General features: G+C 62.2%; 2 protein-coding genes and 1 pseudogene. All 3 read left to right on the top strand.

All coding sequences use genetic code 11. The annotated features are described in order from the left end of the window. Positions 1–202: tyrosine-type recombinase/integrase (locus E8D38_RS27585; protein ID WP_181179250.1), on the top strand; the 202-nt coding region annotated here is incomplete at its 5' end. 286 nt (positions 203–488) lie between these two features. Continuing rightward, complete coding sequence (locus E8D38_RS27590; protein WP_140637475.1) at positions 489–773, top strand: hypothetical protein; 285 nt, start codon at positions 489–491, stop codon at positions 771–773. Positions 774–1,401: 628 nt separating this feature from the next. Beyond that, positions 1,402–1,622, top strand: a pseudogene (locus tag E8D38_RS27595) (IS110 family transposase); the annotation flags it as partial.

Here is a 1,622-nt window from a genome sequence, read left to right on the forward strand (position 1 = left end):
CGCCAAGCGTGCGCGCATCATCAAGCCTTGTTCGCCCCATGTGCTGCGGCATTCGTTTGCCACGCACATGTTGCAGGCCGGCTACGACATCCGTACGGTGCAGGAGTTGTTGGGGCACAGCGATGTGAAGACCACCATGATCTACACGCACGTGCTCAATCGTGGCGGGCGCGGCGTGCGCAGCCCGTTTGATCAGTTCTGAGGCCGCAAACCTGACGCTGACGAACGACTGGAAGTGGCCGGGTCCGCTATTCCGTAGTCACACCCGCGAGCGGACCTTCGACGTCCTGCCCGCGACGGCCAACGGCAGCTCTCGACGAACTCGACGAATTTTCAGTCCCGGCCAGTTCCTGACACTTGCGACCGGTGGCGTCCAGACATCTCACCGCGCCCCGGGCCTGACCAAGAAGCCATGACCGTGCAATGTCGGCCTTTGTAAGTTCGTCGCTGATCGCAGCGACGAACGGGCAGGCACTCGGTCGGCAAACATGATCAACACACTGTTCCAAAGAGTCGTGCTGTCTAGGCTATGGCTGACGTTCATCGTCCTCGGAATGAGTTTCCTCGTGGGGGCACTAGGAACTTTGAATCTCGTCAGTTTCCTGTCGGCGAACTTGCAGCTGTTGCGCGAGTACGGGTTGATGGCACTGATGGACGGCGCTTTTCTACAACTGGCCGAGCTTGTCGCGCAAGGCTATGTAAGCTGCGTTGCCTACGTCGTTTTCAAGACTTGCGAGCATCGGCTGTCGGAATGGCTCGGCCGCGGCCCCTGAGCACCTGCGGTGGTTGGAGGCAGCGCCTCATGCAAATTAGGACGGCCAGTGACAGCTTCTAGTCATCGAAATTCGACAGCCTGGATGTCCCATGTGGGGTCGGGTGCCACCAGTCACCCGTGGCGCAAGGAATCCTTCGTGAGCCAACGCTTGACCGGCCACGGTCAAGTGACTGGTGAGGGAGGTACAGCGGGCGCACGAGGCGCGGACGGTCGAATGCCCAGTGTTCGTCGCCGCTGTCGTTCAGGCCGCCGCCGCGAATGACCATGCCCAGTCTGAAGCGCTAGTTCACGCCAACGAGTACAAGCACGCGACGGCGGCTTGATGCAGGCAGCCAGCAATGCTCTGCCCCGCCGTGTCCTGCCTGGTTGGCCGCGATCAAGCATTTGACTTACCTAGGGGTACAGGTCGGGGTAGCGGAAAGCTTGGCCGCCCGAGGAACTAAGCGTCCATGCACACTCCCGAAGATCATTCGCGGTGGGGTCGTCATGCACCGCTCGAAGGTCAGCCGTCCTGGCCTCCTGCAGGCGATCCTCGGCCTGCAACCGCGACTCGTTGTCATGGAGGCCTGTGCCTCCCGACCGCGGTGTCGTCGTCGCTAAGTCGCCGGCAGCCCTTCCACCGCGCCATGCCCGCGGTCCTTGCGGCATCCGACGGTGAGATCTCTGAGGTCTGCCGCAGCCTCCTCGTCGAGTCGCTGGAGCAGCTCGAGATCATCGAGCTGCTCATCGAGAAGGCCGACGCGCAAGTGAAGCAGCTGATGTCCAGTTCCGACCTGTGTCGCAAGATCGGCGCCATCGACGGCGTTGGGCCTCTGACCGCTACGGCCGTAGGGCGGCGGTGGGTGAC

It is taken from the genome of Methylibium rhizosphaerae, from assembly GCF_006386545.1.
GTDB lineage: Bacteria > Pseudomonadota > Gammaproteobacteria > Burkholderiales > Burkholderiaceae_C > Pseudorivibacter > Pseudorivibacter rhizosphaerae.